Origin of the sequence: Paenibacillus oralis, from assembly GCF_003863965.1 — a bacterium.
Lineage (GTDB): Bacteria > Bacillota > Bacilli > Paenibacillales > Paenibacillaceae > Fontibacillus > Fontibacillus oralis.
In genome coordinates, this window is the sequence record NZ_RRCN01000001.1 from 6,252,240 (window position 1) to 6,276,901 (window position 24,662).

Annotated in this window: 21 protein-coding genes, 1 pseudogene and 1 riboswitch; of the genes and pseudogenes, 2 read left to right on the forward strand and 20 right to left on the reverse strand. The window is 57.2% G+C overall.

Annotated features, from left to right (window positions below):
- Nucleotides 1–79: 79 nt before the first annotated feature.
- A complete protein-coding gene (locus EHV15_RS27880; protein WP_128634102.1) occupies nt 80–679 on the reverse strand; it encodes a histidine phosphatase family protein in 600 nt (199 codons plus the stop codon).
- 569 nt (nt 680–1,248) lie between these two features.
- Between EHV15_RS27880 and EHV15_RS27885 the strand changes: the two genes are divergently transcribed.
- Nucleotides 1,249–1,821: a hypothetical protein gene (locus tag EHV15_RS27885; RefSeq protein WP_128634103.1), complete on the forward strand. Its 573-nt coding sequence runs from the start codon at nt 1,249–1,251 to the stop codon at nt 1,819–1,821.
- 107 nt (nt 1,822–1,928) lie between these two features.
- Here the strand turns inward: EHV15_RS27885 and EHV15_RS27890 are convergent, their stop codons facing one another.
- From EHV15_RS27890 to EHV15_RS27920, 7 genes are all read right to left on the reverse strand, one after another.
- Complete coding sequence (locus EHV15_RS27890) at nt 1,929–2,522, reverse strand: anti-sigma factor (protein ID WP_128634104.1); 594 nt, start codon at nt 2,520–2,522, stop codon at nt 1,929–1,931.
- Nucleotides 2,519–3,112: an RNA polymerase sigma factor gene (locus tag EHV15_RS27895; protein WP_128634105.1), complete on the reverse strand. Its 594-nt coding sequence runs from the start codon at nt 3,110–3,112 to the stop codon at nt 2,519–2,521. Before EHV15_RS27895 ends, EHV15_RS27890 begins: the two co-directional genes overlap by 4 nt.
- A gap of 263 nt (nt 3,113–3,375) precedes the next feature.
- On the reverse strand, nt 3,376–4,041 hold the full coding sequence (gene thiE, locus EHV15_RS27900; protein WP_128634106.1) for a thiamine phosphate synthase: 666 nt from the start codon (nt 4,039–4,041) through the stop codon (nt 3,376–3,378).
- Nucleotides 4,038–4,868: a bifunctional hydroxymethylpyrimidine kinase/phosphomethylpyrimidine kinase gene (thiD, locus tag EHV15_RS27905; protein ID WP_128634107.1), complete on the reverse strand. Its 831-nt coding sequence runs from the start codon at nt 4,866–4,868 to the stop codon at nt 4,038–4,040. Before thiD ends, thiE begins: the two co-directional genes overlap by 4 nt.
- Nucleotides 4,865–5,713, reverse strand: coding sequence for a hydroxyethylthiazole kinase (thiM, locus tag EHV15_RS27910; protein ID WP_128634108.1), 849 nt, complete (start codon nt 5,711–5,713; stop codon nt 4,865–4,867). The genes thiD and thiM overlap by 4 nt, the downstream gene beginning before the upstream one ends.
- A 19-nt stretch (nt 5,714–5,732) precedes the next feature.
- A complete protein-coding gene (gene tenA, locus EHV15_RS27915) occupies nt 5,733–6,440 on the reverse strand; it encodes a thiaminase II (RefSeq protein ID WP_128634109.1) in 708 nt (235 codons plus the stop codon).
- A 153-nt stretch (nt 6,441–6,593) separates the two neighbouring features.
- Nucleotides 6,594–6,697: riboswitch (TPP riboswitch) on the reverse strand.
- 87 nt (nt 6,698–6,784) lie between these two features.
- A complete protein-coding gene (locus EHV15_RS27920) occupies nt 6,785–10,075 on the reverse strand; it encodes an alpha-mannosidase (protein WP_128634110.1) in 3,291 nt (1,096 codons plus the stop codon).
- A gap of 145 nt (nt 10,076–10,220) precedes the next feature.
- On the opposite strand from EHV15_RS27920, the gene EHV15_RS27925 reads away from it, so the two are divergent.
- A complete protein-coding gene (locus tag EHV15_RS27925) occupies nt 10,221–11,135 on the forward strand; it encodes an AraC family transcriptional regulator (RefSeq protein WP_178075982.1) in 915 nt (304 codons plus the stop codon).
- A 753-nt stretch (nt 11,136–11,888) separates the two neighbouring features.
- Here the strand turns inward: EHV15_RS27925 and EHV15_RS27930 are convergent.
- The 12 genes and pseudogenes from EHV15_RS27930 to EHV15_RS36705 form a co-directional block, all read right to left on the reverse strand.
- Nucleotides 11,889–12,983: a prephenate dehydrogenase gene (locus tag EHV15_RS27930; protein ID WP_128634112.1), complete on the reverse strand. Its 1,095-nt coding sequence runs from the start codon at nt 12,981–12,983 to the stop codon at nt 11,889–11,891.
- 44 nt (nt 12,984–13,027) lie between these two features.
- Nucleotides 13,028–14,125: a histidinol-phosphate transaminase gene (hisC, locus tag EHV15_RS27935; protein ID WP_128634113.1), complete on the reverse strand. Its 1,098-nt coding sequence runs from the start codon at nt 14,123–14,125 to the stop codon at nt 13,028–13,030.
- A gap of 57 nt (nt 14,126–14,182) precedes the next feature.
- Nucleotides 14,183–15,004 carry a tryptophan synthase subunit alpha gene (trpA, locus tag EHV15_RS27940; RefSeq protein ID WP_128634114.1) on the reverse strand — a complete coding sequence of 274 codons (822 nt, stop codon included), beginning with the start codon at nt 15,002–15,004 and terminating at the stop codon, nt 14,183–14,185.
- Nucleotides 15,001–16,206: a tryptophan synthase subunit beta gene (gene trpB, locus EHV15_RS37650; RefSeq protein WP_246061992.1), complete on the reverse strand. Its 1,206-nt coding sequence runs from the start codon at nt 16,204–16,206 to the stop codon at nt 15,001–15,003. Before trpB ends, trpA begins: the two co-directional genes overlap by 4 nt.
- A 27-nt stretch (nt 16,207–16,233) precedes the next feature.
- Nucleotides 16,234–16,896: pseudogene (locus EHV15_RS37655) on the reverse strand (phosphoribosylanthranilate isomerase); the annotation flags it as partial.
- Entirely contained in the window at nt 16,889–17,728 is an 840-nt protein-coding gene (gene trpC / locus EHV15_RS27950; protein WP_128634116.1) for an indole-3-glycerol phosphate synthase TrpC, read from the reverse strand. The pseudogene EHV15_RS37655 and the gene trpC, both read right to left, overlap by 8 nt.
- A complete protein-coding gene (gene trpD / locus EHV15_RS27955; RefSeq protein WP_128634117.1) occupies nt 17,718–18,758 on the reverse strand; it encodes an anthranilate phosphoribosyltransferase in 1,041 nt (346 codons plus the stop codon). Before trpD ends, trpC begins: the two co-directional genes overlap by 11 nt.
- Nucleotides 18,759–18,776: 18 nt before the next feature.
- The gene (trpE, locus tag EHV15_RS27960) at nt 18,777–20,339 is read right to left on the reverse strand and encodes an anthranilate synthase component I (protein ID WP_128634118.1); all 1,563 of its coding nucleotides are present in this window, start codon (nt 20,337–20,339) and stop codon (nt 18,777–18,779) included.
- Between the two features lie 401 nt (nt 20,340–20,740).
- Nucleotides 20,741–21,115, reverse strand: coding sequence for a chorismate mutase (aroH, locus tag EHV15_RS27965; protein ID WP_128634119.1), 375 nt, complete (start codon nt 21,113–21,115; stop codon nt 20,741–20,743).
- On the reverse strand, nt 21,108–22,211 hold the full coding sequence (gene aroB, locus EHV15_RS27970; RefSeq protein ID WP_128634120.1) for a 3-dehydroquinate synthase: 1,104 nt from the start codon (nt 22,209–22,211) through the stop codon (nt 21,108–21,110). Before aroB ends, aroH begins: the two co-directional genes overlap by 8 nt.
- On the reverse strand, nt 22,211–23,380 hold the full coding sequence (gene aroC / locus EHV15_RS27975) for a chorismate synthase (protein WP_128634121.1): 1,170 nt from the start codon (nt 23,378–23,380) through the stop codon (nt 22,211–22,213). The genes aroB and aroC overlap by 1 nt, the downstream gene beginning before the upstream one ends.
- 879 nt (nt 23,381–24,259) lie before the next feature.
- On the reverse strand, nt 24,260–24,427 hold the full coding sequence (locus EHV15_RS36705) for a hypothetical protein (RefSeq protein WP_178075983.1): 168 nt from the start codon (nt 24,425–24,427) through the stop codon (nt 24,260–24,262).
- Between the last annotated feature and the right edge of the window lie 235 nt (nt 24,428–24,662).

Sequence of the window (24,662 nt, forward strand, 5' to 3'; positions counted from 1 at the left end):
ATTATGGGATTATTTACCGGCGTTTATTCCGCAGCATGCGAATTTATACAGAAAAAAAATAACCCGGCCTCAGCCGGGATTACTTCTTTTCTTCGATTGCTTCTTCCAAATGGCGGGTGCAATTGTATAGCTGCATCTGCCAATCCTCTTCCTTCTTCTCCAAAATCGTCAACGACAAATTGCCGATCCGCTCGCTGTATTTATTTTGGTACAAGGCGATATACAGTTGGGCAAGCAATCCGCCGTGCGAAACGACAAGCACGTTATTGTCCGGGTACCGCTCCGCCAAATCCTTCATAAAAGCAAGCGCGCGTTTGCGAATATCCGCATCTTTTTCCTGTCCCAGTTCCAGCTCATCCCAATTTTTGCCCCATAACGTCTCCCGCTCTTCCGACGTCAGTCCTTCGGCCTGGCCAAACGCACGCTCCATCAGCCGCGAATCGGGATCGTACAGCGGAATGCCCAGCGCCTCGGCAATGATCGAGCCCGTCTCCTGCGCCCGCGACAGCCCGCTCGTAATGACAAAATCCCAGCGGTATTCCTTCTCCTCCTGCAGTCTGTGCGCCAGCCGCTTTGCTTGCCTTCTTCCTTCTTCATTTAGCGGAATATCGCTTTGCCCCTGGATTTTTCCCGCTGCATTCCAGTCGGTAAGTCCGTGGCGTATTAACCCAACGAGCATAATCATCCTCCTTATGTGTACATCAAATTCCCGTTTACAGCTTTAGCGAGTATTACTTTATTATAAGAAAAATTTATATCGGCGTACAGACGGCGTACAAATAATGAAGACAGACCCGCATTTAACCTATGGCAATCCCATTTTCCATTATTAGGTTAGCCTTCTGTGAAAACCTAACGTATACTAATTCTATAAGACTATTTTTTCTTATACATAGGTTGTGATTAGGACTTTTCACCCGCACAATGCGGCTAAAGGGCGCGGCCTTAAAAAAGCGCTTGACGGATGACCTTTGGGAGCGAGCCATGGTCGTCGAACTTCGGCTAACGGACAGGAGAGACCTTATTGGCCTGAAAATGACTAGAAACCGGCAGTTACATGCAGAATAGCGGCTCTGGAGTCCGTTAGCTTCCAAAATCCCCCGATTTTTCCGGAATAACGGCATTCCAGTCCGTTAGAAATTGAAGTGTGTTTCGTGCTCTATTGATGGATTAAGCGCTATTTTTCGGTTTTGAGCCCTTATTTTCACTGCTTATGACGAACAACATCGGGAAAAGAGGTAGTAACAGATGATGAAACCATGGAAAAAAAGTTTAGCCGTAATGATGACATCGATCCTAATGCTTTCCGCTTTAGCGGCCTGCGGCGGGGGAAAAAGCGATAGCAGCAGCGAGCCTGCCAACACCGCACCTACAAACGCGTCCGTCAAAGAGACCTCCGGAGATAATACAGAAAAAGCGGATGAGCAAGAGGCCGAGAGCCAAGGCAAGGATTTGCTGGATTCCAAAGGTTGGGACGGCATGGAGGCCAGTGATTGGGAAAAAGTACGTCTATCGCGCAAAGATTTTAAGGCAATGCTCGACGAACTCGGTAAACCCGCAGAAGACGGAGAAGAGTCTCCTTTTAAAAATGTAACGATGGTTGACGATCAAACCATTGAATTTGTTATCGACACAGCCGAAGCCGGCGGAGAACTGGGCGTGGGGCTCATGACAGGCTTGTTTGATCCGATTATCCGCCAATTGTACGTACACTCCGCTTACTATAAAAACGATAAACAACCGCTCATCCGTTTTCTCGATACGGACGGAAATGTTCTTAAAGAGAACAGCGAACCGCTGCAAACCGGACAAGCGGAATAATGATCAGCTGTCGAGAATTCTCGACAGCTCTTCTTTTTCATGTAGGGAGTATGAAAAAAAACGCCCCGCCCGCTTTGGCAGCGGAAGAAGCGTTTTAAACCCGTAAGTTATCTTTTGGAACGGCGGATTCCTTTCCAGGAAATCAAAGCAAGCAGCATGCCCGCCATCGAAAGCAGCATCCAGTATTGCGGATAGGCCGGTCCCATTTGAACGGCAAACGGCTCAACGATCCCGGGAGAAATGCTCGGCAGAGCGAACGACAATTGCTCGGATGTCTCGGCACCCGGAGCAGCAACGGCTGTCGGAAGGATACCGGTCACCGGTTTCGAAGCCTCGCGCTGGGCGGAGTGATCCACAAGCAGGAAAATAAAGCTGCACAAGAATACGGCCAAAAAACTGGCGGCCCAACCGATAATGCGCCGACGGAAACCTCGGGACACGCCGGCCTTGACATCCGGCGCCAGCCACGGCGATTCCGCATAGATACGATCCATGACCCTGAGGTTCACGGCCTCAGCCTGTTCCTCGGTCACTTCCATGGGTATGTATTGCAGCATGTCCATGCTTTCCTGCCAGCAATGGTATTCAGCATTGCAAGACTCGCAGCCCAAAAGATGCCACTCCAGCTCTTTGCGCTGAGGATGTTGTTCGGGCAGGTCTCGCATCAAACCGAACAGTTCTTGGGCCTCTCTACAATTCATCTGCTTTTCATCCCTTCGTAATGCTCGTAGACCGGTTCGTAAAAGTAGGGTTCAAGCTGGCTTTTGACGCTGCTTCGGGCGCGGAACAAAAGCGATTTTACGGCACTGACGCTCTGTCCCAAAATACTCGCGATCTCCTGGTAGTCCAATTGATCGTATTCGCGCAAAATCAAAGCAGACCTTTGTTTCTCCGGTAATTTGTTGATCGCTTCGCGCACCATGCCAACCTTCTCGCTGCGTAGAACGGCTTGTTCCGGGACGACCTCGGTGGGTGCCACAGGAACGTACCCGCTCTCTTCGAGCGGAACATTTCCGCTGCGCTGCTTGCGGAGCTCACTGAGCACCGTATTCCGCGCAATCGTGTAAAGCCAGGTGGAGAAAGACGCGTCCACCTCCCGGAAGGAATGCAAGCTGCGAAATGCTTTATAGAACGTCTCCGAGCATAAATCTTCGGCAAGCTGCTCCAATTGAGCGCTTTTCAACATGTGATAAACGAAGGCCAGTATCTTGCGCTGATACCTTCGCATCAGCTCCGAATACAGTTCCGTGTTGCCTTCCTTAATCTCACGTATCATCTGGGAATCGGTCATTTCGGGGCGAAACCTCCTCGCAGTTCCAAATGCTTCTTCCCGTTCGATTCTTCCATTAATTATTACCGAACAGGATCAAAAAAGTTGCGGTTGTTTATGTAAACTTCTATCCTAAAATTCATTTGCGGCGACATGCTATAGCCAAAATTAATTCATATTATACCACAGAAGCCGGGATTAAAAAAATAAACCGATGGTCATTTGTTGAAAAATAATGCAGGGCCGTCCGCTTCATGGACAGCCCTGCTTTCATTTTGGTCAGTTTATTCGTGTTCGAAATCCGCTGCGGCGTGAAGCTCCTCCACCGCTTTACGGACATCGGCGGCCTGTGTGACCGCGGATATAACCGCAATTCCGTCCGCCCCCGCCCGGATTACTTCGCCCGCTCTTGCGGCCGTAATCCCGCCGATGGCGACGAGCGGCGCTCCGATTCCGCATTCGCGCAGCCGCCGGATGAAGCCGGGGCCCTGCGGCTCGCGGGCATCGGCCTTGGATCCGGTCGGATAGACCGGACCGATCCCGAGGTAGTCCGCGCCGCTGTGAATGGCCAGCCGGGCTTCTTCCACGGTATGCGCGGATACGCCCAAAATCCGGCCCCCGATCCGCTCGCGGACGCGGACGGCCGATTCGTCCTCCTGGCCGACATGGATTCCGTCCGCGTCAATCGCCAGGGCAAGTTCGACATCGTCGTTGACGATAAAAGGAACGCCCGCCCGCCGGCAGGCTGCCTGCAACTTTTCGGCGAGCCTCAGCTTCGCCTCCCCGGTCAGCGCGCCCGGCCCCTTTTCCCGGAATTGAATCATCGTTGCGCCTCCGGCCAGCGCCGCCTCGGCCACCTGCAGCGGCTCTTGCCGGCAATTAATGCTGCCGATCACCAGGTACACGCCGAGAGATTTGCGCATAACCGCAGCGGAAATACGCTCGCTCATGGCCGCCCCCCCTGTTCCATTCTGCGGCGGTACGCCCAATGATTCGTCGGACCGTGCCCCAGCCCCAGGGCAAGCTCGTCTTCAATCGCCGCCTGGATAAACGCCCGCGCGGTAGATATCGCTTCCGCGGCCGCCGTTCCCTTCGCCAGCTCCGCCGCGACCGCCGCGGAGAAGGTGCAGCCCGTACCATGCGTATGCCGCGTCATGATCCGCTGCCCGCCAAATTCGGTAAAACCGGCGCCGTCATACAGCAGATCGACGATCCGCTCGCCGCGGCCGCTCTCGTCATGCCCGCCTTTGATGACGACGTGCTTCGCCCCGAGGCTGTGGATGCGTTTGGCCGCCTCGCGGCGCTCGCTCATGCCGCGGATCGGGATGCCGGATAACGCCTCGGCCTCCGGGATATTCGGCGTGACCACCTGCGCCAGCGGCAGCAGCTCCTCCTTCAGCGCCGCAACTGCTTCGGGCAGCAGCAGCGTGGCGCCGCCTTTGGCGATCATGACCGGGTCGACGACGACCCGGGACCAGCCGAAGGCGCGGATTTGCGCCGCCACCGCGCGAATGATTTCGGCGCTGAACAGCATGCCGGTTTTCAGCGCGTCCGGGGCCAGGTCAGAGCCGACCGCCTCGATTTGCTCCGCCGCGGCCTCCGGCGGCAGCGGGTACACGTTCCGAACGCCCAGCGTGTTTTGGACGGTGACGGCGGTGATCGCCGACATGCCAAACACGCCGAGCTCCTGGAACGTTTTCAGGTCGGCCTGGATGCCGGCCCCGCCGCCGCTGTCCGACCCGGCGATCGTCAGCGCCTTCCGGACCGCGCCGCTCATCCGACCCACCACCCGCCGGCGGCGGAGGCTTCCCGCTCGCTGACCGCCGCGTGGCCCTTCAGCGAGTGCGGGTGCAGCTTGGCCAGCTCGTCGAGGAAGGCGATCTGGAAGCTTCCGGGCCCGGCGGACGCGGTGCGCTCCGCGGCGCGGGACGCGGCGGCGCCGTAGAACGCCAGCCCGGCGGTGCCGGCCAGCAGCAGGTCGCGTTCCACCGCGGCGAAGGCGCCCAACACCGACGTGAGCAGGCAGCCCGTGCCGGTCACCTGCGTCAGCAGCGCATCCCCGCCGCTGACGATCCGGCACAGCTTCCCGTCGGTGATCACGTCCTCGCGCCCGGTGACGGCGACGACGGTGTTTAGCTTCCGCGCCGCCCGCACGGCCAGCTCCGCCTGATCCGCGCCGCTGCTCTCCCCGGCGTCCACGCCCTTAATGTCGCGGCTTTCCCCGAGCAGGTGGGCGATTTCCGCCGCGTTCCCCCTTAGCAGCGACACCTTGACCTCGCGCAGGATGCGCAGCGCCGATTCCGTCCGGAAGCGCGTCGCGCCCGCCCCGACCGGGTCCAGCAGCACCGGGACCCCATGGGCGTTCGCCGACAAGCCGGCGATGATCATCGCCTCGACCTGGGCGCTGGACAGCGTCCCCAGGTTCAGCACGAGGGCCCCGGCGATCCGAGCCATATCGGCCACTTCCTCCGGCGCGTAAGCCATCACCGGGGAAGCCCCAAGCGCGTACAGGCCGTTAGCCGTAAAATTGGTCACGACGACGTTCGTCATATTGTGCACGAGCGGCTTCGTGTTCTGCACTTTTGTAAGCAGAGCGGCCAATTCTTTTTCCAATATGCTCATTAAAATTCAGCCCCCTTCGTTAATACACCCGCGGCAATGTTTCATCGCTCTGACGTCCCGTCCGAACCGGCCATTCCTCCAGCTTGTAGGCCATGTCCCAGAACTGGTACTCCAGCTGGCAGCTTTGCATGAAATGATCCGCCATCCTCCGGCGCTCCGCTTCCGAACTCGTTTCCGCCCATTGGTCGAGGGCGTCCTGGAACCTCTGCGTCACATTCGTCACCCGGCCGCCGTAAAATTGCATCCAATCGTAAAAAGGATGGTCCGGCTCCGGGCGGACTTCGTCCAGCAGCTTGCGGCCGATTTCCAAATACGTCCAGGGGCAGGGCAGCAGTACAGCCAAAATTTCGCCCAGGCTGCCTTCATGCGCCACCGTCAGCATATGCCGGATGTAATGATGCGCGGACGGGGCCAGGGGAAAGCCCTGCAGATCTTCAAAACGCACCCCGGCGACGGCGCAAAAATTGTGGTGCGGATGGATTTCGCTATTCAGAATAAAGGAAATTTGTTCGTTAAACAGGGCGATATCGCTGCGGCTTTCGCACTTGGATATGGCGATCCCATAGATCCGCATGTACGCGTTCAAGTACTCGTAATCCTGTTTGACGTAATGAATCAATTGCTCTTTTTGCAAATTGCCGTCGGCGATTCCCCGTACGAAAGGATGCTGAAAAATCGCTTCAAAAACCTCATTCGCCTGCTCGCGCAGCGTTTTCGTAAAACTCATCGTCCTCCACCTCCGATATAATGTGAACTTCGATACAGGAGCATCCAGGGGACGACGAGCGGCTTTACGAAGCAGCAAAAAAGCCGCTCCGTAGAAGGAGCGGCTTGAACGCGCGAGGGCCAGACGCATATATCGTGATCACGTGCGGACGGCGCGGTACCGGCTCCACTTTCCTACGCTAGTACGAACTAGATCAGGTTCAAAGGGTCCAAGATACGCTCTTGTCTCAGCCGAATACGGCGCCCCTAGTGGAATTTCCTATTCGATTCACTATCACTACTTTACCTCGATCTTCCTGGAGTGTCAATTCCGCGTTGCCGTGCGTGCCGGGATTTCCCGCCGCCTCAGCGGAGCGCGAGCCTCACCGTTTTGATCTCATACGGCGAAATCCGCAGTTCGGCAGCACCTTCCTGAACCTCACCGGTAGGCCGTTCCATTAGATCGGTTTCCTGCCAGGAGACGAGCGTAAGATCGCTCTCCAGGCGAACCGAACCCCGGCCGCCTTTATATTCGTGGAAGCGGACAATCAAGGCGTCGTCGTCCTCCGCTTTTTTGACCGCGTCGATCGCCACTTCACCGCTTCCGCTGACGTGTACAGCCCGCAGCAAGGAGAAAGCGGCTGCCGCTGCCTGGCCGCGCGTGGCATACACCGGCTGATTCAGCAGCGCGGCGGCCTGTATGGTCTCGCCCTCGGACCAATGCCCTTCGTGCGGATACAGCGCATAAGTAAACGTATGCTCCCCGCGGTCGGCCTCCGGATCGGGATAGGTCGCCGATTTCAGCAGCGACAGCCTGATCACGTTGTCTTTGATGTCATGACCGTATTTGCAGTCGTTCAGCAGGCTCACGCCGTAACCATGCTCCGACAGGTCGGCCCACTGGTGCGCGACCGACTCAAACCGCGCCAGATCCCAGGAGGTGTTCCAATGCGTCGGACGTTTGACGTTGCCGAACTGAATGTCGTAGGTGGCCTCCGTTGCCCGCACATCTACCGGAAAAGCGACCTTTAAGAGCTGCTGGCGCTCCTGCCAATCCACCCGCGTGCGGAACTCGATCCGCCGGTCGCCCGAGTACAGGATCATTTGCTGGCTGATCGTGGAGTTCATATACCGCCAGGTAAAAGCGGCCTCCGCCCGCAACTTGCCGGCCGTAACCCGGCACTCCACCAGGTTTTCAACCTCGCGCATCTTCTCCTGATAAAAAATATCGATATCCCAAGCCTCGAACATTTTCGGCTTGTCTTCAAATACCTGGAGAACGTTGCCGCGTTCTCCGGGAGCGAGCGCCTCGCGGCCGGCGGCCCGGTCGTAAACCGAAGTCAACTGGCCGCGCTCGTTCCAGGCGATCCGATACAGCGGAGTCTCGATACCGTTCGGCAGCGTTTTAAAGGGGGCAGCGGATGCACCGCCGCTTTCCGCAGACACTCCTTGCGAATCGGACAGCGCCTCCTCCCCGTTCAAGCTGCGGCTTATCGTCTTAAATCCCAACGGAGGGACGTTTTCCACCTTCACCCATACCGTGCTTCCGTCAAATTCGGCGTCGAGCTCGCGCCCGTCGGGATCGCTCCAGCGTCCGCCAGGCGCGGCGCCATGGACGGCGACCAGGCCGCTATACGTCCAGGAGGACGGATTCCAAACGGTGTAGGTCACTTCGCCTTCCGGGTCACCGTTCACAGCATCGCCGATCGCGGCATCGCCTATTGTGGCGGTATCGTTCGCTGCATCGCCGGTCACGGCATCGCCTACCGTAGGGGCACCGTTCGCGGCATCGCGAGCCAGGGCGCCTCGGGTCAACCCGCGGATTGCCTGACTGCGGCATTCCTGCAGCAGCGCTGCGGCATGCTCGTATTCCAATTTGGAATCACGGTACACCTCGGGAATCGACGATCCTGGAATAATGTCATGGAACTGATTGCGCAAAATCGTTTTCCAGCTTTCGTCGAGCTTCGCTTTCGGATAAGAGGTCCAGCCTTCGCCAGCCAGCAGCGCCTCCAGGCTAAGCAGCCATTCGGCGTCGCGGGAGAGCAGTTCGAGCTTGCGGTTCATTTTTTTATTATATGCCTGGCTCGTATAGGTTCCCCGGTGGTACTCGAGATACAGCTCGCCGTCCCACGTGTGGACATAACGGTCCGCCGCTTCCACCGTCTCATGCAGCTTGGCGAAATATTCATCCGCCCGCCCGATGACGACGTTCGGCAAGCCCGGCATCGCTTCGAGCTGGCGCCGCAGCTCCAGATGCTCCCGGTTGACGCCGCCGCCCCCGTCCCCGTAGCCGTAAGACAACAGCAGCTCCTTGTTGATGTCCTTGTCCCGGTACGTTTCCCAGATGCCCTGCACACTGGACGCTTCGATGTTGCCGTTGTAGGTATACCACCAGAAGCTGCCGTCCTGCGGGGTGGTGATGAAATGGGTCAGCACTTCGCTGCCGTCGATCCCGCGCCATTTAAACGTGTCGTGCGGCATCCGGTTGTATTGGTTCCAGCTGATTTTGGTCGTCATGAACGTATTGATGCCCGACTTGCGCAGGATTTGCGGCAAAGCCCAGCTGTACCCAAAAACGTCGGGCAGCCACAAATATGTGCACTCCGACCCAAACTCTTCGCGCAGGAAACGGGTGCCGTACAGCAGCTGCCGCACCAGCGATTCGCCGCTCGTCAAATTACAGTCGGCTTCCAGCCACATCCCTCCGGCCGCCTCCCAGCGCCCTTCCTTGACCCGTTCCTTGATTTGCTCGTAAAGCTCCGGGTAATCCTGCTTCAAATACTCATATAGTTGAGACTGCGTTTGCAAAAAAACGTATTCCGGGAACATTTCCATCAGCCGCAATACGGTGCTGAAGGAGCGGGCCGCTTTTTCCCGGGTATGCTTGAGCCGCCACAGCCAGGCCACGTCGATGTGCGTATGTCCGATGCAGCGGACCGTAACCGGAGACGATTTGGGCAGCGCCGAAATCGCCCGCGACAGCTGCTCTTCCGCCGTCGCCAACGAGTTATAAAATGCCTCGGAACCCGGCTGCGACCAATCGATCCGCAAAAATGCCCGATCCAACGCCGTTAGCAGGTCGGTCCGTTCCGGAGCGTGTTTATGTAACACCTCCACAGTCTGCATCACGGCCCGGGCCGTATAATAGAGACGATCGGCCGTTCCGTCAAGCCAGGCGATTTCCGCCCGCTTCAGCCGGTGCTCCTGCAGTCTCGGTGTACCCCCGCCCTCCAGGCCGGACCAAAGCCGAAATTGCAGCAATACGGAAGTGCCGGCAGCTTCTTCGGGGAAAAACACCTCCTGATGGTTGGAGTCCACCCCTTGAAAAGGCTCACCGTTGACATACAGCAAAGACTCGAAACCGGAGTTGTTCCCTCCGCCCGTCTTCCCGAAATCAAATACGCCGACGACCCGGCGGCCTTTCCATGCCTGCGGAATTTCCGCCTCGGCTTCCAGCCACAAATAAAGATCGCGCCCTTCCCAGCGTTCACCAGCCGGCATCGCACTCCATTCCCCGCCCTTCGGCGGTCTGTCTCCGATACGCCCTTCCTCGTCGACCTGCGCGCGGAATTCGGCGATCGGCAGGGCATCGCGGTAGCGATAAGCTTCGAGCTCGCGAATCCGCGCGTTTAATTTTTCTTCCGTCCAAAACATGAACCATGTTCCTCCCTTTGGAGCAAGTATCAACTTCAACCCCCATTTTGCGTTCCGGGACGGCCTGAAGTAAATTACTAATCCTCATCAATTTTTGTCCTATTATGATATGATTGGGGCAAAAGGACAAAAAGGAGCCCAACCGATGGACGTGAAAAAATGGCGGCAGGAGCTGTCCTCCGTACTGAATGGACTATGCCGTGAAATCCGCGTCGATGACTCCGTAATTGACTGGGTCGATATCGTGATTGAACAAAACGGAGGCGGCGGAAGATGCCCGGCCCATGCCCATACCTGGTATGAGTTCAACTACGTGTTGTCCGGCCGCATGCAAACCCGGTTTATGGACAAAGACGTCATGGTCCGCGAAGGCGAATTTTTTCTGATTCCACCGGGCATGACCCACTCCCATGTTTACTACCGTGACGATCCGCACGAGGGCGTATGCTTTCGCTGGCGGTTCAGGCCGTTGGCCGGCGAAAGTCCGGAAGCCGCGGCCGGGCAGGGTTTGTTCGGACGGCTGAGCCGCCTGAAAGATTGGCCTCCCGGCGCTTACCGCGACGATTACGGAATTCGGCCGCTGCTGATCCAATTGTTTCATGAGGCAGGGGCCGGTCGGACGCCGCTTTTTTTGCAGCTGCTGCTCGTGCAGTTCCTGGAAATTTTAGCCTCGATTCCGGGCACCGGGCGCCTTTCCGTGGCGGAACCGGGCGGAACCAAGGATGCCCTCGTTCGCAAGGTGGAAATTTATTTGGAGGATTTTCGCGGCGACCGCCTGAACGTGGAGGAACTGGCCGCTTCCCTGCATATGAGCTATGGTCATCTCTCCCGGCTTTACAAGCAGAAGACCGGGCGGACTCTCATCGAGGAGATGAACCGGATCCGCTTGGCCAAAGCCTGCGAGCTGCTGCTTAAGCCCGAGCTGTTGATCAAAGAGGTTGCCGAGCAGTCCGGCTTCCCGGACATTTACTATTTCAGCAAGGCGTTTAAGAAAACACACGGCCTCAGCCCGCAGGCCTACCGCAAGCGGCATTTGGGCCGGGAGGAACCTCGACTTTAACGGCCGCAGGCTGCAGGGCATGCGACTGTAAGGGCAACATCTGTAAGGGCAACGTCTGTAAGGGCAACGTCTGTAAGGGCAACGTCTGTAAGGGCAACGTCTGTAAGGGCAACGTCTGTAAGGGCAACGTCTACAGGGTGCGACTATACGGGCACAACTAAATGGTACACTCTGTTATAGACACAACTGTTCGGACCACATTCTAGGCTAACGGACCACAGAGCCGTTATTTGCTCATTTCCCGGGTATTTCCCAGCCTAACGGACACCACCGGCCTTATTGCCCGCATTTCACTGATTTATCCGGTAAATCGAGCCAAATAAGCGCAACTGAGTCCGTTACGATTTCAAAGTGGCTGTTTTTTGCCGAATAAGGTCTTCACAGTCCGTTAGCCTCATCCAAAATCTCCGTTCATCCGCCAAAAGGCCGTCAACACCAAAAAAAAAGACCGCTTCTTTCGAAGCGGCCCTTGCTCACGTAGGAGCAACAGATATTGGATAGGAGTGGAGAGAAACCATACTGTAGTCTTAGTATATTGTATCCGTTTTCATTTTGTCAACAACTTTTTTTAGCGCTTTCATAATTTGTGCGCAAAGCCTGCTTGGCTTTGCGCACAGCGAATAGTACGGAATACCATTTTACGGTCCTTCTTGCGCGATTGCAGTCTATCTTACCCACGGCTTTACTTTACCCGGGCACTGCTCCTCGAGCCATCTCTCGCGGGCTGCCTACCAGCTGCCGCACTCGCCCGGCTTAAACATATACCGTATAACCCAGCCCCTGCAGCAGCTCTTTGGCGCGCTCCATTTCCCCTTCTTGGCGAAAAGAAAGGCGCATCACGCCCGGCACATCCTCCCGGCTTTCGATAATTTGCATATTGCTCAAATTGATGTGGCGCGTTCCCAGCTCCGTGGCGATCTGTCCGATAATGCCCGGATGATCGGGCACGTCGATGTAGATATCGAACAAGGAAGTGATCGTGCCTTTGCGCCGTTCCGGGAGCTCGCTGCGGAAGCGGTTCGCTTTCTGGAACGCTTCCTCGATGCCAACTCCGTTCTCGTCCTCGAGCAGTTTGACGAAGCCTTCAATCTCCAGGTTCCAATCCTTCAGCAAATCCAGCATCACCTTACGGTTGCTAAGCAAAATATCCCGCCAGATGACAGGTTCGCTGGACGCGATCCGGGTGATGTCCCGGAACCCTCCCGCCGCCAGCATCCGATACAGCTCGTTGGAGCTGTTGTAATCGCACACCTGGTTGACCAGCGCGACCGCGATAATATGCGGCAAATGGCTGATCGCGCCGACGATTTCATCGTGCAATACCGGATCGACGCGGACAATTTGCGCCTTCGTATACGCTAGAAGCCGCTCAAGGCGTATGTATGCCTCCTCCGGAACGTCCGGAGACGGAGTCAGCACATAATAAGCATTCTCGAACAGCAAGGAAGAGGCCGCTTCTACGCCGGAACGTTCGGACCCGGCCATCGGATGGCCGCCGATAAAAAACACGTCCGGACGCGAAATGGCCGCGGCACAGGCGGCCACCGCCGCTTTGGTGCTGCCTACGTCCGTCACGATGCAGCCCGGCTTGAGCGGAAGCCGGTTCAGCTTCGCCAGGTACTCCTCCAGGTTTCCGACCGGTACGCACAAAAAAATAAAGTCGGCATCCGCGGCCGCCTCTTCCATGGAAAGCGTCGCGGCGTCCACGACGCCGCGCTCCACGATGCGTTTTAGCGATTCGGGACGATGCGCGTGCCCCACGACGGTGATGCCGGGCTTGCCTTTAAGGCAAAGCGCCAGCGATCCCCCGATTAAACCTACCCCAAATATGGCAATTTTCGTTGTCATGTAATCTCACTCGTTTTCTGCGAATATGCGAACCAAAGATTGAATTATACCTCTGCGGCCGACTTGCTCAGCACCTGCTCCAAAGCACCTACAAATTTCGCGTTTTGCTCCGCCGAACCGACGGTAACCCGAATCGAATTCGGATATTTGGAAAAACCGGCGCGGATGATAACGCCGAGCTTTAGCAGCGATTGGAACATGTCCGCGGCCGGGCGTTTAACGTCGACCATGATGAAATTCCCGTGAGCCGGAAAATACGACAAGCCCAAGCGATCAAACTGCTCGTATAAATACTGGATCCCGCTGCGGTTTTTCTCGCGGCAGCCCTGCACGTACTCCTGATCGGCCAAGGCCGCTTTGGCCGCCGCCTGCCCGATGCGGGACGTGTTGAACGGCTCGCGCACCTGGTTGATCAGCTTGATCACGGCCGGCTGGCCGACACCGTAACCGATCCGCAGCGAAGCGAGCCCGTAAATTTTCGAGAACGTCCGCAGTACGATCAGGTTCGGATATTTATCGAGCAGGCCGATTCCTTCGGAATAGGAAACATCGGTTACATACTCGGCATAGGCTTCATCCAGGACGACGAGCACATGGCCGGGAACCCGATCCAAAAAAGAAACCAGCTGCTCGCGCGGCACGATCGTTCCGGTCGGATTGTTCGGGTTGCAGACCCAAACGATCTTCGTTTTTGTGCCGATGCGGGCGAACATAGCATCCAGGTCATGCGTACCGTCCTTTAACGGCACCTCGATGCTGACCGCGCCTTCGATATCGGCGTTGCTCTTATAGACGCTGAACGTCTGGTCGGCCATCACCGTTTCGTCACCCGGCAGGAAAAACGCGCGGGCAATCAGCGCGATAATTTCGTCCGAACCGCAGCCGAAAATAATTTGCTCCCCCTTGACTCCAAGATGCCCCGCCACCGCCTCCGTCAATTCCGCCGCGCTGCCGTCCGGATACAGGCTGATGTTCATAAACTCCTGCTCAATGGCGGCGCGAACGCGCGGAGAGCAGCCGAACGGATTTTCGTTCGAAGCCAGCTTGATCACATCTTCAAGGCCAAGCTCTCTTTTTACTTCTTCGATCGGTTTACCGGGCTGATATACCGGCAGACCCACGATCTGGGGTTTGGGCAACATGCATTATTCCTCCCTCTGCTAACTTTCTCCCGGCTATATAAGTTGAGCTAACAACCACTATACCCTCAATTGTGCCACAAAGTCGCGAATTTGCAACAATCCCTGGTCCTTGGTCGACTCGCTTCCCAGCAGCGGAAGCGTTTCTTCGATCTTGCGCACGATTGCGCTGCCGACGACGGCTCCGTCGCAAATGCCCGAAAACCGCTCGACTTGCTCCCGGTTGGAGATGCCGAAGCCGACGGCCACGGGCAGATCGGTCTCGGCTTTTACCGAAGCGATGAACTCATCGACACTGGCGTGAAAAGAAGCTCTCTCCCCGGTAACCCCGAGCGAAGACACGCAATACACGAACCCGCGGGCGCGGGCCAGAATCTGTGTGATCCGGCCGCTCGACGTCGGAGCCACGAGCGGGATCAGCCTGACATTTGCGGCATCCGCCAACGCCAGCACCTCCGCCGCTTCTTCGTACGGCAGATCGGGAATGATCAAGCCGCTGATACCCGCTTCCTGCAGCAGGTCAAAAAAGCGCGGCAGCCCTATCTGCAAAACGGGATTGTAGTACGTAAACAGCACGAACGGCAGGCTGATGCCGCGCGCTTTGGCCTTGACCGCCGTTTGAATGCACGTCTCTACCGTAATTTGGTGCGCCAGCGCCCGCTCGGAGGCGCGCTGGATGACCGGACCGTCGGCAAGCGGGTCGGAATAAGGCACGCCCAGCTCGACGATATCGGCTCCGGCCTGCTCCAGCACGGCCAGAATGTCCAGCGTCGTTTCCGGATCGGGATCCCCGACGGTAATAAACGGAATGAGCGCCGTTTTTCCCGTCGACTTCAGCTTCGCAAACGTCGCATCCAGCAAATTGACCAGCGCCGTACTCATAACGATTCCCCGCCTTCCGTGTATGCCATAATCGATTCAACATCCTTGTCGCCGCGGCCGGACAGGCAAATCACGACGATCTCACCCGGGCTCATCCCGGGCGCCATCTTCACAACCTGGGCCACGGCGTGCGCCGATTCCAGCGCGGGGATAATGCCTTCCGTCCGGCTGAGCAGCTGCAGCGCCTCCAGCGCTTCTCGGTCGGTGATTGGAAAATACTTGGCGCGCTCGATATCCTTCAAATAAGAATGCTCCGGCCCGATGCCCGGATAGTCCAGTCCGGCCGAAATCGAATGTGCCGGCTGCACCTGGCCGTATTCATCCTGCAGCAAGTAGCTCATCGAGCCCTGGAACACGCCTCTTTTTCCCTTGGTCATCGTAGCCGCGTGGAATTCGGTATCCACGCCTTTCCCGGCCGCTTCGACGCCGACGAGCCGTACATCCTTGTCCTCGATAAACGGGTAAAACATCCCGATCGCATTGCTTCCGCCCCCGACCGCGGCCACCAGCATATCCGGCAGCCTTCCCTCGGACTCCAGCATTTGCCGTCTCGTCTCGTCGCCGATGATGCGCTGGAAGTTGCGCACCATCATCGGATACGGATGAGGCCCGGTCGCCGAACCGAGGATGTAAAACGTGTCGTGCACGTTGCTGACCCAATAGCGCAGCGCCTCATTGCAGGCGTCCTTCAACGTCCGCGTGCCTGACATGACCGGGATGACCTCGGCGCCCAGCAGCTTCATCCGAAACACGTTGAGCTGCTGGCGTTTCGTATCCTCTTCGCCCATAAACACCTTGCACTCCAGACCGAGCAAGGCGGCGACGGTGGCGGTAGCCACGCCGTGCTGCCCGGCGCCGGTTTCGGCGATCACTTTTTTCTTGCCCATCCGTTTGGCCAAAATCCCCTGACCGATCGCGTTGTTGATTTTATGGGCCCCGGTGTGGTTTAAATCCTCGCGCTTCAAATAAATTTTCGCTCCGCCCAAATGCTCGGTCAGGCGCTCCGCGAAATACAGCGGCGTCTCCCGGCCGGAATATTGCTTCAGCAAATAAGCGATCTCCTGCTGAAATTCAGCATCGTCTTTATATTTTAAATAGGACTCTTCCAGTTCGATCAGCGCGTTCATCAGTGTTTCCGGCACATAACGGCCGCCAAACGGACCAAAGCGTCCGTGTTCATCAGGCACTTGCGCTTGCTTCATGTTATGCTTCACCCTCTCTACGAAGGCGGCAACCTTCGCAATATCTTTAACCCCGTCCGTCTCCACCCCGCTCGAAACGTCGACCCCGTCGGGACAGAGCGCATCGAGCAAATCCCCCACGTTCCCGGGGTGCAGCCCGCCGGCGGCGAGAAAAGGAATACCCTGCGCCTCGGCCCAACGCTGATATGGGGCAGCGGAGTTCCAATTGAAAGTCACACCCGATCCCCCGCCGTATTTCGGGTCGTAAGTATCGAGCAAAATCCCGTCCAATATGCCGTTATATGCTTCCAAGGACCGTTCGCCATGAACCGATCCGTCTTGTTTTACGGAAAATGCTTTGAAAACTTTCACATGAAAAGCCGACTTGACCACCCGGCAAAACTCCGGACTTTCCGTGCCGTGCAGTTGTAGAATATCGAGCGGCGCCTGCCGCTGCACGTCCTCCAGTTCCTCGATCGAGGGATTGACGAATACGCCGACGCTTTGCGGACGTTTCCCCCCGCTCCACTCCTGGAGCACCGGGAGAAGCTCCGCTGCCCGGGCGCCGTCGATTTGCCGCTTGCTTGGCGCAAACACGAATCCGACGTAATCCACGGGCAAGTTCATCATTGATTTTAGCACTTCAACGCTTTGAAGTCCACAAATTTTTACCGCCGTTTCCTTCTGTTTTACCGCTGCCGCATCACTCATGGGAAGCCCTTCTTTCCCCTGTAACCCCGGGCGCTGCCGCTGCCGGCAAAGGCCCCATCAAATCATGAACAGCCTTCCCTACATCCGCCTGGCGCATAAACGTTTCGCCGATCAGCACGCCTTTGGCCCCGTTCGCCGCCAAATACGAAAGGTCTTCCTGCGTCCGGATTCCGCTTTCGCTGATCAGCGTCACTTCGGGCGGTACCAGTTCGGCAAGCGCGGCCGTCGTCTCCAAGGACACCTCAAACGTCCGCAAATTCCGGTTGTTGATGCCGATGAGTCCGGCCGATCCTAACGCCAGCACCCGCTCCATTTCCTCGCGGTCATGCACTTCCACGAGCGCGTCGAGTCCAAGCGCTGACGCCGTCTTAAGATAATCGCGCAGCTGCGCATCGCTGAGGATGGCCGCGATCAGCAGCACGGCATCCGCGCCAAGCAGCCGCGCTTCGTATATTTGCCGCTCGTCGATGACGAAATCCTTCCGCAGCAGCGGCACCTTGACCGCCTCGCGGATGGCGGTCAAATAAGCGCCGCTCCCCTGAAAATACTTCTCGTCCGTCAACACGGAAATGCAGTCCGTTCCCGCCGCTTCATAGCTTTTCGCCAGCTCCGCCGGATGGAAATCGGGGCGGATCAGGCCTTTGGACGGCGAAGCCTTTTTCACTTCGGAGATCAAGCCCATTTCCCGCCTGCGTCCGGAAGCCAGGGCGCGGTGAAAGCCCCGCGCCGGCGCCATCTCCGCGATGCGCCGCTCGGCGCCGGCCAGCGAAAAAACGGCGGCCAACTGCTCGACTTCGCTTTTTTTGGTCTCCACAATCCGCTCAAGATACATAACTTAATTCCCCCGTTGTCCGAATTAGCTGCTCCAGTTTGCCGTGCGCCTTGCCCGAATCGATCGCCGCCGCGGCGACGGCGACGCCTTCGCGGATGCTGTCCGCCAGCCCGGCGACGTAAATGCAAGCGCCGGCATTCGCCAGCACGATATCCCGGTAGGCGCCTTTTTCTCCGCTTAGCACGCGTTCCACAATCGCCGCGTTCGTTTGCGGATCGCCGCCGATCATTTCGCCGAGCGGATACTTGCCAAGCCCCAAATCCTCCGGCTGCAATTCGTACGTCGTCACGGCGCCGTCCTTAAGCTCGGATACCCGCGTTGCCGACGAGAGGCTGATTTCGTCCAGCCCTTCCTCGCTGCTGACGACCAGCGCCCGCTTGGAGCCCAGCTCGCGCAGCACCACGGCGATCGTTTCCGTTTTCGTGCGGTCGTAAATGCCGAGCACCTGGCGATCCGCGCCGGCCGGATTGGTCAGCGGCCCGAGCATATTGAACACGGTCCGGATGCCGAGCTCTTTGCGCGGGCCGGCCGCATGCTTCATCGAAGGATGATAAAGCTGCGAGAACATAAAGCAGAGGCCGATTTCGTCCAGGCACCGCTTGGCCTGCTCAGCATCAAGCTGAATGTTAACGCCCAGCGCTTCCAGCACGTCGGCGCTGCCCGATCGGCCCGAGGCCGAACGGTTGCCGTGCTTTGCCACCCGCACCGACTCCGACGCGGCCACGATCGCCGCCGTCGTCGAGATGTTGATTTTATGGATGCCCGATCCGCCGGTTCCGCAAGTATCAAGCAGCCGGCTCGTTTCCGTCACAATGCGGCTCGACGCCCCGCGCATCGCTTCCGCAAAACCGGTGATCTCCTCGACCGTCTCGCCTTTGATGCGCAGCGCCGTCAGCAATCCGCCGATTTGCGCCGGCGTCGACTCGCCGTTCATGATCGCCTGCATAACGCCGCGCGCTTCCTCCCGTCCCAAATTTTGTCCTTGAATCAGGCGGTTGATCCCATCCTGCACCGCTTGCTGTCCTGCCATAGCCATTCGCTCCTTTCTTTATTTTCCCGGGATATATTCGTATAAATAGTCTTGGTTCAGCACATCGCCGTCCTTGGCCGCGGGCGGAAACATCTGCTCCGCCGTGCGGATCGCCGTCAGCAGTGCTTTGGCTTTATTCACCGACTCTTGATATTCGTTTTCCGGTACGGAATCCCAGACGATCCCGCCGCCGGCCTGCACGTAAGCTTTCCCATGCTTGAATACGATCGTCCGGATCGTGATGCACGAATCCATGTTGCCGGAAAATCCGAGATACCCGATCGCTCCCGCATAGGTGCCCCGGGCTTCGTTCTCCAGCTCGGCGATGATCTCCATCGCCCGCAGCTTCGGAGCACCTGATACGGTTCCGGCCGGCAGGCAGGACAGAAAAGCGTCGAAAAAATCCTTGTCGCCGCGCAGCTCACCGGAAACTTTCGAGACCATGTGCATCACGTGCGAATACCGTTCGATTTCCATGTACGACTCGCATTTGACGCTGCCGAATTCCGAAACCCGGCCCAAATCGTTGCGGCCCAGGTCGACCAGCATCAGATGCTCGGCGCGCTCTTTTTCGTCGGCCAGCAACTCCGCTTCCAACGCGAGGTCGGCCTCCTCTGTCGCCCCGCGCGGCCGGGTGCCGGCGATTGGCCGCGTCTCGACCCGCCCGTTGTCCACCTTCACCAGCGCCTCCGGCGATGTACCGACGATGATCTCGTCGTCCAGCTTGAGGTAGTACATATACGGGGAAGGGTTCAGCGTACGCAGCACCCGGTACACATGCAGCGGATCAACCTCGGTTTCGATATGGAACCGCTGCGACAGCACCACTTGAAAAATATCCCCGGCGCGGATGTATTCCTTCCCCTTCTCCACATTGGCAATAAACTGCTCCTTCGTGAGGTTGGAGCGGACATCGCCCAAATCGGTGACGACCGGCATCGGCCGGCGGTTGAAGCTTTCGCTCGGCCCCTCCTGGTGCAGCAGGTCGGCCGCTTCGTCCAGCTTCCGCTCCGCCAGTTCGTAGGACCGCCGGATATCCTCGTCGCGGTCGCCTTCCTTGACGTGCACGTTGGCGACCAGCAGGATCCGCTGCTTGACGTGGTCGAACACAATCACTTGATCGCAGAACATAAACTGCATATCGTCCATACTCAGATCGTCCACCCGGTGGGCGGGCAGCTTTTCATAATACTGCAGCAGGTCATAGCCGAAAAAACCGATCGCCCCGCCGGTAAACGGCGGCATTTCCGGAAGCTTCGGACTGTGGTAACCCCGCAGGATCGCTTTCAGCTCATCGAGCGGTTTCCCCGAACGCAGCGTTTCTTTGCCGTCCGCACGCTCCAGCACCACTTCTCCTTTTTTCGCCGCAATCGTCAGAAACGGGTCGGTGCCGATAAAGGAATAACGCGCCCACTGGCTCCCGCCCTCCACGCTCTCCAGCAAAAATGCCCGCTCCCGCTGGGCGACGCGGCGGAAAATCCGGATCGGCGTCTCCAAATCGGCGAGCAGCGTCCGGGTAATCGGGATCAGATTGTAATCTTTAGCCAAAGCAATGACCTGTTCTACTTGCGGGGTTGCCATGTCTCTCACTTCCTTATCGGGATTTAAAAAAACCAAATAAAAAAACCTCTACCGAAGTAGAGGTTGTAGGATTTGCGGTTTAGGAAAAGCCACTCCGCCCAAGTACGCCACGCCGCAAATGTTAGAGGCTGCCGGGTGCAATCAAAACACGGGTTCCAAACGAAATGGACGGTCATCCATCTGCGTTCCTTCTCCTGTTTGATAGACGGCAAACTATAACGTACGTGACCGCTTATGGTGAGCATTGGCTATCACTCAACTAAACTCGACTCATCTCATCTATACTCTACTCGGCTATAAACGATCTAAACATTCAAAACTCGCTCATGAAAAATCTTAAATTTACTATACCTTATCTTGCGCCCGTTTGGCAACACCGGTTTTTGGGCAGCCGGCAGGGATTAAGAATTGGACGTGCTCAAATCCGGACGCAGGCTTTTCGCTTCGTTCAAATAAACGTGTTTCATTTCCCGCTGCCCTTTGGTTGTGTTCACGTGAAGCAACAGGCGGATGCATTTTGGCAGACCGCCTTTCACCGGAATTTCGGTCGAACACATCAGCGGTACCATATCCCAGCCGCTCAAGCCGCGGATGGCCCGGGCCGGAAAAGTCGCGTCCAGGTCCGGGGTTACCGTAATCCAGACGCTGGCGATATCCTCGGGTACGATTTCGTTCCGGTTCACGATATCTTTCAGCAATTCGGCCGTCGCCTGCAAAATATCCTGCTCTTCGTTGCGGGTCACGGTTGTCGCCCCGCGAATTCCTCGATTATACATCGGGTCCCTCCTCTTTCAATTCCGCGATGACCCGCCGCACCTCGTCCAGCGCCACATCGCTGACGATTTCCACCTTGCCGATGGCGACGGGCAAAATAAACACCAGCTGCTGTTCCTTAAACTTCTTGTCGTGCATCATCGCCCCGATCAGCTTCTTCTCGTCCAAATGGCGCGGCATCGCCATCGGCAGCTCAAAGCGCTTCAGCAAAGCGGCGGTTTCTTGATACAGGGCAGCATCCCGGCCCCGGTTCACCGCAAGCTTCGCGGCCGCCGCCATCCCGATCGAAATCGCTTCTCCGTGCAAAAATTCGCCGTACCCGCCGATGGCCTCGATCGCATGGCCCAGCGTATGCCCTAAATTCAGGATCGCCCTGAGGCCCTGCTCCCGTTCGTCCACGGACACGACCTTTGCCTTGATGGCGCAGCCCTGCGTCAGCCCATAGCCAAGCGCCTCCGGATCAAGCGCCAGCAGCTCGGACGCGTGCTCGCGGCACCAGGCGGCGAACTCGGCGTCCCAAATCAAACCGTGCTTCACCATCTCCGACAAGCCGGCGCGCACGTCCCGGGGCGGCAAGCTTTGCAGGCTGTCCACGTCGTAAAGCACCATTTCCGGCTGATGGAAGGCGCCGATCATGTTTTTGGCCAGCCGGTGGTTGACGGCCACTTTGCCGCCTACGCTGCTGTCATGCGCCAGAATCGTCGTCGGCATCTGCACGAACGGCACGCCGCGCATGTAGCTGGCCGCCACGAAGCCGGCCAAATCGCCGACGACGCCGCCGCCGAGGGCCACTACGGCCGAGCGGCGGTCCAGACCGCCTTCGATCGCCGTCGTCATGACGTCCTCGTATACGTCCAGCGATTTCGATTTTTCCCCGGCTTTCACCACTTTGCTCACCGTCGTGTAGCCGCTCGCCTGCAGCGAGGATTCCACCGTCTGCAAATATAGCGGAGCCACATGTTCATCGGTTACGAGCAGCACCGGGCTTTTTTTGGACAACTGATGTTTCTCGAAATACTCTCCCGCTTTCCCCAGCAAACCGCCGCCGATGTAGATCGGATACGAGCGTTCTCCCAAATCGACCTGCAGCGTTCTCATCAGTAGCTCTCCAATTGGTTCAGGTAACCCTGATAATTCCGTTCGACTTCTTCGATCGAGTCGCCGCCGAATTTCTCCAGGAACGCCTTGGCGATTTCCCAGGCCACAACATGCTCCAGCACCACGCTGGCCGCCGGAACGGCGCAGGCATCGGAGCGTTCCACCTGAGCCGCAAACGGCTCGCGCGTGTCGATGTCCACGCTTTGCAGCGGCTTGTAAAGCGTCGGAATCGGCTTCATCACGCCGCGCACCACGACCGGCATGCCGTTGGTCATGCCGCCTTCAAAACCTCCCAGGCGGTTGGTCGCCCGGTAATATCCGCGCTCCTCGCTGTAGAGGATTTCATCATGCACCTGGGAGCCCGGAATCGTTCCGGCTTCGAAGCCGATCCCGATCTCCACACCCTTGAAGGCGTTGATCGACACGACCGCCTGGGCGATCCGGCCGTCCAGCTTGCGGTCGTATTGCACATGGCTGCCGAGCCCGACCGGTACGCCCTCCACAATGCATTCGACGATCCCGCCGATGGAGTCGCCATCCTCCTTGATTTTGTCGATGTAGGCCTCCATCTTCTTCTCCGTCTCCGGATCGGCTACGCGGACCGACGACGCTTCGGTGACCCGCGCCAGCTCCTCCAGCGGCAAGTTATGCGGCGGCGCTTCGATCTCGCCGATGCGGATGACATGCCCGGCGATCCGCATGCCGAAGCGTTCTAGCAGCTGCTTGGCTACGGCGCCGACGGCCACCCGCACGGCGGTCTCCCGCGCGCTGGAGCGTTCCAGCACATTGCGCAGGTCTTTCAGGTTGTATTTCAAGCCACCGTTCAAATCCGCATGTCCGGGACGGGGCCGGTGCACTCTCCGCTTCTCTTCGTCCGTCCCTTCGATCGGCCAGGTGTTCATAATTTTTTGCCAATGCTTCCAGTCGTTGTTTTCCACCACCAGCGCCACCGGCGCCCCGGTCGTAAACCCGTGCCGGACGCCGCCGACAATTTGCGCCGTATCCTTCTCGATCTGCATCCGCCGGCCGCGGCCGTACCCTTTCTGGCGGCGGGCCAACTCAATATTGAGCGCATCGGGATCCAGCTGAAGATTGCTCGGCAACCCCTCGATAATCGCAGTCAACTGGGGTCCATGCGTCTCCCCGGCGGTCAAATAACGTAAACTCATGATGATGCGTTCCCCCTTTAAACTGTTAAACTGTAAAGAACTAAAATCCGATAATTTCTTTGCTCATTATAATATTTATCAACGGGTATGTCACGCGGGTGATTCAACATTGCGGTAATTTCTTGTTTATTTCCGCCTCTTCATTAGCGGACGAGACATGAAAAAACGATGGTGACTGAAGTAATCCCAGCGTAAACATAAGGACAAAAAAAGGCGCTATTCCGGCGATATCCCCCATTCCAAGACAATTAGCGGAAAATGATGTCCCTAATTTCTCAAATCGTTAGCGATATGCCGACGGTCTGCACCATTCAAGGAAAATAAGGACAAAAAATTCCGCTAACGGTGATGAACATGCGCATATCCGGATAATAAGACCATAAAGTTCCGCTATTTTTGCGGGCACCCCATAGTTATCCGAGCCACTTTTTCCGCAGCAAGAAAAACGCCTGTAGGCGTCCTTTAATGGCTCTTACTTTTACTTTGCATGGACGTTGCTCTAACGGACTCCAGCGACCTTATCCGCCCATTTCCCGGGTATTTCCCAGCCTAACGGACACAGGCGACCCTATTTCGCTCTAAATCCGTTCATCCAGGACGATTTGAGGGAAATAAGGTCTTCTGTGTCCGTTACATTTTGCAAACTCCCGTTTTTTCGAAAATAACGGCTCTGGTGTCCCTTAGCCCCCTGATTCATCTTCTTCTCCCCCTCTCTACCTGCGCATCGCCCTCTACCATACCAGAAACATTATAAATTCTGGCTATAAGGTGCAAAAAAGCATAACCTGTCATCTCCCGAGGATCTCCTCAGGGAAAGCAGGCTATGCCTTAAAAATTCACGCACCGCGAGTTTAACGCTATTCCTGTGTTTCGCGGACATTACCCCGAAGCCGGGTGGTTGTCCAAAGCGGCAGGCCGCCGCGGATCCGCCGGGAAATCCTCAAGCATCCGCTTCAGGTGGGAGCCTTCAATGCCCAGCACCTGGGCGCATTCCTGCGGCGTCAAAAATCCCCGTCTGTAAGCTTCGATCACTTTTCTTTTGTCCATGGCCTGTCCTCCAATGCCAAATGACCTTATGATTACAAGTATTGGAAAATACAAGCTGGAATATACAGTCGGCTTTTGATGGCGAAGTATCTCGCAGTAGCAGATTCGGCATCGAATCTTGAATTCAGCCGGTCGCTCCGTTGCTCACGTAGGATTTACCAGCCAATGCTTACGAGGCCGTTTTCTACGAAAAAGTTTAGCTCCGCTACTCACTCCCTGGCTTCATCCGACCTAA

Bases quoted from the DNA above. Each gene is read 5' to 3' on its own strand.
- EHV15_RS27880 (WP_128634102.1), bottom strand. From the start codon at position 679: ATGCTCGTTGGGTTAATACGCCACGGACTTACCGACTGGAATGCAGCG.
- EHV15_RS27885 (WP_128634103.1), top strand. From the start codon at position 1,249: ATGATGAAACCATGGAAAAAAAGTTTAGCCGTAATGATGACATCGATC.
- EHV15_RS27890 (WP_128634104.1), bottom strand. From the start codon at position 2,522: ATGAATTGTAGAGAGGCCCAAGAACTGTTCGGTTTGATGCGAGACCTG.
- EHV15_RS27895 (WP_128634105.1), bottom strand. From the start codon at position 3,112: ATGACCGATTCCCAGATGATACGTGAGATTAAGGAAGGCAACACGGAA.
- thiE (WP_128634106.1), bottom strand. From the start codon at position 4,041: ATGAGCGAGCGTATTTCCGCTGCGGTTATGCGCAAATCTCTCGGCGTG.
- thiD (WP_128634107.1), bottom strand. From the start codon at position 4,868: ATGAGCGGCGCGGTCCGGAAGGCGCTGACGATCGCCGGGTCGGACAGC.
- thiM (WP_128634108.1), bottom strand. From the start codon at position 5,713: ATGAGCATATTGGAAAAAGAATTGGCCGCTCTGCTTACAAAAGTGCAG.
- tenA (WP_128634109.1), bottom strand. From the start codon at position 6,440: ATGAGTTTTACGAAAACGCTGCGCGAGCAGGCGAATGAGGTTTTTGAA.
- EHV15_RS27920 (WP_128634110.1), bottom strand. From the start codon at position 10,075: ATGTTTTGGACGGAAGAAAAATTAAACGCGCGGATTCGCGAGCTCGAA.
- EHV15_RS27925 (WP_178075982.1), top strand. From the start codon at position 10,221: ATGGACGTGAAAAAATGGCGGCAGGAGCTGTCCTCCGTACTGAATGGA.
- EHV15_RS27930 (WP_128634112.1), bottom strand. From the start codon at position 12,983: ATGACAACGAAAATTGCCATATTTGGGGTAGGTTTAATCGGGGGATCG.
- hisC (WP_128634113.1), bottom strand. From the start codon at position 14,125: ATGTTGCCCAAACCCCAGATCGTGGGTCTGCCGGTATATCAGCCCGGT.
- trpA (WP_128634114.1), bottom strand. From the start codon at position 15,004: ATGAGTACGGCGCTGGTCAATTTGCTGGATGCGACGTTTGCGAAGCTG.
- trpB (WP_246061992.1), bottom strand. From the start codon at position 16,206: ATGAAGCAAGCGCAAGTGCCTGATGAACACGGACGCTTTGGTCCGTTT.
- trpC (WP_128634116.1), bottom strand. From the start codon at position 17,728: ATGTATCTTGAGCGGATTGTGGAGACCAAAAAAAGCGAAGTCGAGCAG.
- trpD (WP_128634117.1), bottom strand. From the start codon at position 18,758: ATGGCAGGACAGCAAGCGGTGCAGGATGGGATCAACCGCCTGATTCAA.
- trpE (WP_128634118.1), bottom strand. From the start codon at position 20,339: ATGGCAACCCCGCAAGTAGAACAGGTCATTGCTTTGGCTAAAGATTAC.
- aroH (WP_128634119.1), bottom strand. From the start codon at position 21,115: ATGTATAATCGAGGAATTCGCGGGGCGACAACCGTGACCCGCAACGAA.
- aroB (WP_128634120.1), bottom strand. From the start codon at position 22,211: ATGAGAACGCTGCAGGTCGATTTGGGAGAACGCTCGTATCCGATCTAC.
- aroC (WP_128634121.1), bottom strand. From the start codon at position 23,380: ATGAGTTTACGTTATTTGACCGCCGGGGAGACGCATGGACCCCAGTTG.
- EHV15_RS36705 (WP_178075983.1), bottom strand. From the start codon at position 24,427: ATGGACAAAAGAAAAGTGATCGAAGCTTACAGACGGGGATTTTTGACG.